At 64.7% G+C, this 8,023-nt stretch carries 7 protein-coding genes; 2 read left to right on the plus strand and 5 right to left on the minus strand.

What is annotated here, in order from left to right:
- Positions 1-368: cation efflux transmembrane domain-containing protein (locus AC3AYF_RS15320; RefSeq protein ID WP_487779945.1), on the minus strand; the 368-nt coding region annotated here is incomplete at its 3' end.
- Positions 369-505: 137 nt separating this feature from the next.
- Between AC3AYF_RS15320 and AC3AYF_RS15325 the strand changes: the two genes are divergently transcribed.
- Complete coding sequence (locus AC3AYF_RS15325; RefSeq protein ID WP_487779946.1) at positions 506-667, plus strand: hypothetical protein; 162 nt, start codon at positions 506-508, stop codon at positions 665-667.
- A 69-nt stretch (positions 668-736) separates the two neighbouring features.
- Here the strand turns inward: AC3AYF_RS15325 and AC3AYF_RS15330 are convergent, their stop codons facing one another.
- The 3 genes from AC3AYF_RS15330 to topA form a co-directional block, all read right to left on the minus strand.
- Positions 737-979, minus strand: coding sequence for a hypothetical protein (locus tag AC3AYF_RS15330; RefSeq protein ID WP_087719842.1), 243 nt, complete (start codon positions 977-979; stop codon positions 737-739).
- Positions 980-1,103: 124 nt separating this feature from the next.
- A complete protein-coding gene (locus tag AC3AYF_RS15335; RefSeq protein ID WP_295037370.1) occupies positions 1,104-1,562 on the minus strand; it encodes a DUF6586 family protein in 459 nt (152 codons plus the stop codon).
- Positions 1,559-4,180 carry a type I DNA topoisomerase gene (gene topA / locus AC3AYF_RS15340; protein ID WP_295037368.1) on the minus strand — a complete coding sequence of 874 codons (2,622 nt, stop codon included), beginning with the start codon at positions 4,178-4,180 and terminating at the stop codon, positions 1,559-1,561. The genes AC3AYF_RS15335 and topA overlap by 4 nt, the downstream gene beginning before the upstream one ends.
- A 564-nt stretch (positions 4,181-4,744) precedes the next feature.
- Between topA and pyk the strand changes: the two genes are divergently transcribed.
- Positions 4,745-6,208, plus strand: a complete 1,464-nt coding sequence (pyk, locus tag AC3AYF_RS15345) for a pyruvate kinase (protein WP_295037366.1) — start codon at positions 4,745-4,747, stop codon at positions 6,206-6,208.
- 99 nt (positions 6,209-6,307) lie between these two features.
- On the opposite strand, the gene oadA is transcribed toward pyk, so the two are convergent.
- Positions 6,308-8,023 (minus strand): sodium-extruding oxaloacetate decarboxylase subunit alpha (oadA, locus tag AC3AYF_RS15350; RefSeq protein WP_487779947.1); only part of this gene is annotated, 1,716 nt, incomplete at its 5' end.

The raw sequence follows: 8,023 nt of genomic DNA on the forward strand, positions 1-8,023 counted from the left end.
AGGCACGCGTAGACGATCGATATGCCGGCGGCGATGGCGTTGCCGCCAGTCAGCAGCGCCGTGACGGAGTTGAACAGTGCCAGGGCGGCGACGCCCAGCATGAGCAGGCCCTTGCAGGCGTTGACCATCGATTCGAAGTAGCCGTAACCGAACGGATAGGTGTCGTCGTCGGGGGAGACGACCAATCGCCCCACCCGTAACGTGAACAGACCGACCACGGCGTAGATCGCGTTGAACAGGCCATCGAGCAGAATCGCCTGGGAACCGGACAGCACCGAGACCGTCAGCGCCAGGACGCCGATGAACGCGGCCACGGCCGTCGAGAGGCGAAGCGCACCGCTTTCGGTGACTGACCGGCCTGTCGCCATTGCATCCCTCCCCCGAATACGCTCTCGATGTCACGGTTCCGGGAACACCCGCTCCCGAACGACGCAGCGGCCTTCATGATCTGTATAATGCGCCGTCAACGAAACGCCACACTATCGACTCAGGAGCCGCCAGCTCGATGGCCAACTACTCATGGGTAATCTCCATGCTCGCGATGACCGTCGCGTTCCCCAACTTCTTCATCTTCAGCGCCACGCGACGCCGCAGCCTGCTGGTGATCGCCTTGACTTCCGTCGCGATTGCCATCGTGACGGCGCTGATCGCAGGACTGACCCAGTAGCATCGGGCGCGTCACTCGGCGTAATCGGGAGGCGATCGCGCGAAGATCGAAAAACCCCAGGGAGTGACATTAGTGCACGGTCGCGGGCGCTTCCTCGGCGGCATCTTCCTCGTCGCCCTCCCAGAGATGGGTGCGAGTGATCGCATGGTCGAGCATTTCGCGCGCCACATCGAAGCGGCTGCGGCGCAACAACTCGACGGCCTCCTCGGAAAAACGGATCGAGACCAGCGGCTCGCCCGTGGCCTCCGCTGGACGCAGTACCACCTCTCCATTGGCGAGTTCGACGATTTCCAGAATCGCGGTATCGGACACGGCTAACCTCTCTTGTCGTGGCGGTGACGACACAAATCAAAGATGAGACCAATAAAAAACGACCAGAGCCTAGGCCCCGGTCGTTGATGTCTATATCCAGACTAACACGTTCGGCCAGAGTCAGTCACCATTCGCTACTGCCCTCGCGCAGGTCCGACAGCAGGGCCTTGAATTCGCCAAGGCACCAGCGCAGCGTGTCCCCCAGCGCGGGCTCGCCGCCACTGGCGATCAGCCCGGAGCGGGCAGCCCGACGGGCCGCACCGTCATCGCCGTGGAGCGCCTGCGCCCGTGACAGCAGCAGCGCAAGCCAACTGTCGGGGTCGCCGGCCAGCCCACGCAGGCGCTCCAGCTCGGCAACGCTGACCGAGGTGGCTCCCAGCCAGGCACGCCAGCCGTCGTGGGGCAGGTCGGTGTGCTCGGTGACCTCGCGCAGCAGCGCATCCAGCGCCAGCTCCAGCTGCCCCAGCGCAGCCTCTTCCAGCGCCATGCGACGCGCCATCGCATGTTCGTCGTCGCCCGGCTCGATCGCCAGCAGCAGCTCGGCCTGATAGAGCAGCTGATTGGTACGGGCCGGCGACGTCATTTGCGCTTGTCCTCCACCTGCCAGCGGCCATCTTCGTAGACCGCTCGCCAGCCGGTTGCCTTGCCGTCCTCGTCGGTCATCACGAACTGGCTCTTGGCCTTGCGCGAGAACCGGATCTGAGCGGGCCGGCCATCCGGGTCCTCGCTCGGCGCCTCGAGCAGGAAGTGGTACTTCTCGGGCAGGGCGTCGGCGTGCGCCTTGAGCTCCTTCACCAACGGTGGGCGCGTCTCCCGATTCTTGGGAAACTGGCTGGCCGCGAGGAACAGACCGCTGGCACCGTCTCGCAGCACGTAGTGGTCGTCGACCTTCTGGCAGGCCAGTTCCGGCATCGGGATCGGATCCATCTTGGGCGGTGCGACTTCCCCGCTTTTCAACAGCTTGCGAGTATTGCCGCAGGCCTCGTTGGTGCAGGCAAAGTACTTGCCGAAACGCCCGCTCTTGAGCTGCATCTCGGAACCGCACTTGTCGCACTCGATCACCGGGCCGTCGTAACCCTTGATCCGGAAGCGCCCCTGCTCGATCTCGTAGTAACCGTCGTCGTCGTTGCTGATGTAGAGCTTGCGCCCCTCGTCGATGAGATAGCTGTCCATCGCCGTACCGGTGTTCGGATTACGCCGCTTGGCACGCAGGGCCTCCGTCTCGGCGGCTTCGTCAGCCTCCGCCGGCACCGCCTCCTCTCCTGGGATCAGGTCGATGGTGGTCTTGCAGCGCTCTTTCGGCGGCAGGTTGTAGCCGGAACACCCCAGGAACACGCCGGTCGACGCGATCCGGATCTGCATCGGCCGGCCGCAGGTCGGGCAGGCGATATCGGTCTCGATCGGCTCGTTGGGCCGCATGCCCTCTTCGCCCTCGGCGCGCTCCAGCTTGCGCTTGAAATCGGCGTAGAAGGCATCGAGCAGCTGCTGCCAGTTCTCGTGCCCCTCGGCGACCTCGTCGAGGCGGTCTTCCATGCGCGCGGTGAAGCCGTAATCGAGCAGGTCGTTGAACGACTCCACCAGGCGATCGGTCACGATCTCGCCCAGCTTCTCGGCGTAGAAGCGCCGATTGTCGAGCTTGGCGTAGCCCCTGTCCTGTATGGTCGAGATGATCGCCGCGTAGGTCGAGGGGCGTCCGATCCCCCGCTTCTCAAGCTCCTTGACCAGGCTGGCCTCGGTGTAGCGCGCAGGAGGCTTGGTGAAGTGCTGCTGAGGATCGATCCGGTCGACGGTGAGGCTCGCCCTCTCGCCGATGTCCGGCAGTTGGGTCTGCTCGTCCTTCTTGGCGATCGGCTTCATCACGCGGGTATAGCCGTCGAACTTGAGCACGCGGCCACGGGCCTTGAGCTCGAAACCCGAGATCTCGATCGTCAGGGTGGTGGCGAGATACTCCGCCGGCACCATCTGGCAGGCCACGAACTGCCGCCAGATCAGCTCGTAGAGTCGCTGGGCATCGCGCTCGACGGGCAGCTCGTCCGCCCGCTGCCTGACGTTGGAGGGGCGAATGGCCTCGTGGGCCTCCTGGGCGTTCTGCTTGCTCGAGTAGCGGTTCGGCGCTTCCGGCAGGTAACGTTCGCCGAACTCCGACTGGATGTAGTCGCGCACCCCGGCGACCGCATCCTGGGACAGGTTGGTCGAGTCGGTACGCATGTAGGTGATGTAGCCGCCCTCGTATAGGCGCTGGGCCAGCGTCATGGTCTTCTTGACGGAGTATCCCAGACGACCGCTCGCGGCCTGCTGCAGCGTCGAGGTGATGAAGGGCGCGTTGGGCTTGGAACTGGTCGGCCGGGTTTCGCGACTGATGACTTCCAGGGTCTCCTGGCGCAGCGGGGCGATGCGCTCCAGGGTCTCCTGCTCGGAAGTCGGCCGGAAGGTCTCACCGTTCTGGCGCACGACCTCGAAGCGTACCGGCTCGCCATCGGCGGTCACGGTATCCGCGTGCACATCCCAGAACTCTTCCGGCACGAAAGCCCGGATATCGCGCTCCCGATCGACGATCAGGCGCACCGCCACCGACTGGACGCGCCCCGCCGAGAGTCCACGCGCGACCTTGCTCCAGAGCAGCGGGGAGATCATGAAGCCGACCACCCGATCCAGGAAACGCCGGCTCTGCTGCGCCTCGACGCGGGCGATATTGAGGGTACCGGGCTGCTTGAAAGCTTCCTGGATGGCGTTCTTGGTGATTTCGTTGAAGACCACCCGCTTGTAGCGGGAGTCGTCGCCGCCGATGGTCTCTTTCAGATGCCAGGCGATCGCCTCCCCCTCGCGGTCCAGATCGGTCGCGAGATAGATGGTGTCGCTCTTGTCGGCGAGCCTCTTGAGCTCGTCGACCACTTTCTCCTTGCCCGGCAGAATCTCGTAGTTGGCCCGCCAGCCGTGCTCGGGATCGATACCCATGCGCCGGATCAGCTGGTCCCACTGCTTCTGTTTCTTGTAGCTCGCCTTCTCGTCCGGCGACATCTTGCGCGTGATCGCCGCCTGCTTGGCGCGCTCCTTGGGATCGCTGGCCTGCTTGGAGGAACCACTGGTCGGCAGATCACGAATATGCCCGACACTCGATTTCACCACGAAATCGTTGCCGAGATACTTGTTGATGGTCTTGGCCTTGGCCGGTGACTCGACGATAACCAGTGACTTGCCCATAGCGCTCCTGCTTCTTTATATCGTGCGGCGATCTTAATCGTGCGGCGACCGGTGACGTGCTCGACGGCCGCCTGGCTACCAGGGCCGGCCGGAAAATCCGCCTACCCTACCCTAGCCTTTCTCGAGGCGCCAGCCGTAGCTCGACTTTGAGCAGCAACGACAGCACCATGTCAATGGCCCTTCATCATGGGGCTGACCGGCTGAATTCCAAGCAGCGGATGTGGATTGTCCACGCGCTCCCTGCCTTCCCTTCATGTCATGCCCTCTTTGGCACGCTACACTCGGGCAGGGGTCGTCATCACCCTGTCGCGCGACCGTGATGCGATGCCAGTGGCTGCCGCCGGAACCCGCGCCATTTCCCGACGGTGCGAGGTGCGTCGACGGCGCGGCTCTGTCCACGGTGGACCTGTCCATGATGGGCGTGTCCATGATGAAATAGCCCACCAATGGGCTCCGGACAGGATGGCTCGCTTGTTGTAAAATAACCACATGTCATCGCCGCGCTTCGATTCACCGATTTTCCAGCGCGGCGAGACGACTCACTCAGTTGCCAGGAGAATTTCCATGCAGCACGCGTTTCACGGCCCGATTCGCCGCACCAAGATCGTCGCCACCCTGGGGCCCGCCACGGATCGCGAGGGGGTGCTGGACGCCATCATCGAAGCCGGGGTCGACGTCGTTCGCTTGAACTTCTCCCACGGCAATCCCGAGGATCACCGGCGCCGCCTCAAGGCCGTACGCGAGGCGGCGGACCGTCACGGTCGGGCCGTGGCCGCCCTCGGCGACCTGCAGGGCCCCAAGATCCGGATCGCCCGTTTTGCCGCAGAAGGCGGGGTGAAACTGGAAAAAGGGCAATCCTTCATACTCGACGTCTCTCTGGACCGCGACGCCGGCGACAGCGAGCGCGTCGGTTGCGACTACGAGGAACTGGCGGACGACGTCGAGACGGGCGACAAGTTGCTGCTGGATGACGGCCGGCTGGTACTCGAGGTCGATCGTATCGACGGCCCCCGGATCCATACCAAGGTCGTCGTCGGCGGCAAGCTGACCAACAACAAGGGCATCAACAAGCAAGGTGGCGGCCTCTCCGCAGCGGCCCTGACCGACAAGGACAAGGAAGATCTCAAGACGGCAATCGATATCGGCGTCGATTACCTCGCGGTCTCGTTCCCGCGCAGCGGCGCCGACATGCAGTACGCCCGCGAGCTGCTCGGCGAGGCCGGCCAGGAGATCGGCCTGGTCGCGAAAATCGAACGCGCCGAGGCCGTTGCCGACCCGGAGACCCTGGACGACATCATCCGGGCCTCGGAAGCCGTCATGGTTGCCCGCGGCGACCTCGGGGTCGAGATTGGCGACGCCCAGTTGATCGGGGTGCAGAAACGGATCATCGCGCGTGCCCGGACCCTCAACAAGGTCGTCATCACCGCCACCCAGATGATGGAATCGATGATCGAGTCGCCGCTGCCGACCCGGGCGGAGGTCTTCGACGTCGCCAACGCGGTGCTCGATGGCACGGACGCGGTCATGCTGTCGGCGGAGACCGCCGCCGGCGACTATCCGGTGGAAACCATTCGCGCCATGAACCGGCTCTGCCTGGGTGCGGAGCGGGAACGCGCCGCGCAGCAGTCCCAGCACCGCATTCACGAAGGCTTCACCCGCATTGACGAGACCCTGGCGCTGTCCGCCATGTACGCCGCCAACCACCTCTCCGGCGTCGTGGCGATCGCCTGCCTGACCGCCTCCGGCTACACCCCGCTGATCGCCTCGCGCATCCGGTCCGGCCTCCCGATCGTGGCGCTGGCCGAAACGCCCATGGTTCAACGTCGCATGGCACTGTACCGGGGCGTGGTGTCACTGGTCTTCGACAGCTCGCGCTTCCCGTTGACCGAGATCAATGCCGGCGCGATCAAGGAACTGGTCGACCGCGGGCTCGCCGACAAGGGCGATCACGTCATTCTGACCCGCGGCGATCACATGAACGCCCATGGCGGCACCAACACCATGAAGATCATCCAGGTCGAGGAGTAAGCCGTGGCGTCAGGCGCCACGCGTCCGATCCACTGAACGACAAAACGCGGAGCCCAGGCTCCGCGTTTTTCGTCGTGACGCCGCAGCGACCGCGGCCCGCTATTCGATCTCGACCAGCACCTCGCCGGGCGTCACCCGGTCCCCCTTGGCCACATGGACGGCCTTGACCGTGCCGCTGATTCTCGCCTGGACCTCGGTTTCCATCTTCATGGCCTCGGTGATCAGCACGGCCTGGCCCTCCTTCACGCTGTCGCCCTCGGCAACCAGCACGTCGACGATATTCCCCGGCATCGACGTGGTGACATGCCCCGGAGAGCTGGCCTTGGCCCGTCCGCCACCCTTGCCTTCCTGGACGAACTCGTCCTTGGCCTCGAACACGACTTCTTCGGGCATGCCGTCGAGCGTCAGGTAGACCCGGCGTTTGCGGCCGCTACCGCTGCCGACGCCGGTGATCTGCACCTCGTAGGACTCACCGTGAACGTCGATGACGAATTCGGTCGGCACGCCCTCGGACACCGGCCGGCCGCCGCCGCCGCCGGAGGCTTCGGCGGCCGGAATCGGTTCGGCCACCAGGGTGCCGTCGCGCCGCCCCTGCAGATACTCCCGCCCGAGATCGGGGAACATGGCGAAGGTCAGCACGTCCTCCTCGCTGTTGGCGAGATCGCCGATCTCCTGCTCGAGCCTGGCCATCTCGGGCTTGATGTGGTCGGCGGGCCGGCCATCGTCGACCGACTCGTTGCCGATCGCCTTGCGACGAACCTCCGCATTCACTTCCGCGGGTGGCTGACCGTAACCGCCCAGCAGGTAGCGCTTCACTTCGTTGGTGATCGACTTGTAACGCTCGCCGGTCAGCACGTTCATGGCCGCCTGGGTGCCGACGATCTGCGAGGTCGGCGTCACCAGCGGCGGATAGCCGAGATCGGCACGGACCCTGGGGATCTCGTCGAACACGTCCTGGATCCGGCCCAGGGCGTTCTGCTCTTTCATCTGGTTGGCGAGGTTCGACATCATGCCGCCCGGCACCTGCCAGATCTGCACGCTGACATCCTCGCGGGTGTACTCGCTCTCGAAAGCCGCGTATTTCTTGCGGACTTCACGGAAGTAGTCGCCGATCTCCTTCAACGCCACCAGATCCAGGCCGGTGTCATAGGGGGTGTCCTGGAACGCCGCGACCATCGCCTCGGTCGACGGATGGCTGGTGCCTCCGGCAAAGGCGGAGATGCAGGTATCGATGTGGCGACACCCCGCCTCGATCGCCTTCATCTGGCTCAGGGAGGCGAGTCCGGATGTCGCGTGGGCGTGGAGATGGATCGGGACGTCCACCGCCTCGACCAGCGCCTGCACCAGCTCGCCGGTCGCGTACGGCGTCAGCAGACCCGCCATGTCCTTGATCGCGATGGAGTCGGCGCCCATGTCGACGAGTCGTTTGGCCTGCTCGACGTACATGTCACGGGTATGAACCGGACTGACGGTATAGCAGATCGTTCCCTGGGCATGCTTGCCGCTGGCCTTGACCGCTTTCATGGCGGTCTCGAGATTGCGCAGGTCGTTCAACGCATCGAAGACCCGGAAGATATCGATCCCGTTGTCGGCCGAACGCGCGACGAACCGCTCGACGACATCGTCCGCGTAGTGACGGTAGCCAAGCAGGATCTGCCCGCGCAGCAGCATCTGCAGCGGGGTATCGGGGAGCGCCTCGCGGAGCGACTGCAGGCGCTCCCAGGGGTCCTCCTTGAGAAATCGCACGCAGGCGTCGAAGGTGGCCCCCCCCCACACCTCCAGGGAGTGGAATCCGATCGCGTCGAGCTTGGCACA

The sequence above is a fragment of the Salinicola sp. genome, from assembly GCF_982684285.1.

Bases quoted from the DNA above. Each gene is read 5' to 3' on its own strand.
- AC3AYF_RS15325 (WP_487779946.1), top strand. From the start codon at position 506: ATGGCCAACTACTCATGGGTAATCTCCATGCTCGCGATGACCGTCGCG.
- AC3AYF_RS15335 (WP_295037370.1), bottom strand. From the start codon at position 1,562: ATGACGTCGCCGGCCCGTACCAATCAGCTGCTCTATCAGGCCGAGCTG.
- topA (WP_295037368.1), bottom strand. From the start codon at position 4,180: ATGGGCAAGTCACTGGTTATCGTCGAGTCACCGGCCAAGGCCAAGACC.
- pyk (WP_295037366.1), top strand. From the start codon at position 4,745: ATGCAGCACGCGTTTCACGGCCCGATTCGCCGCACCAAGATCGTCGCC.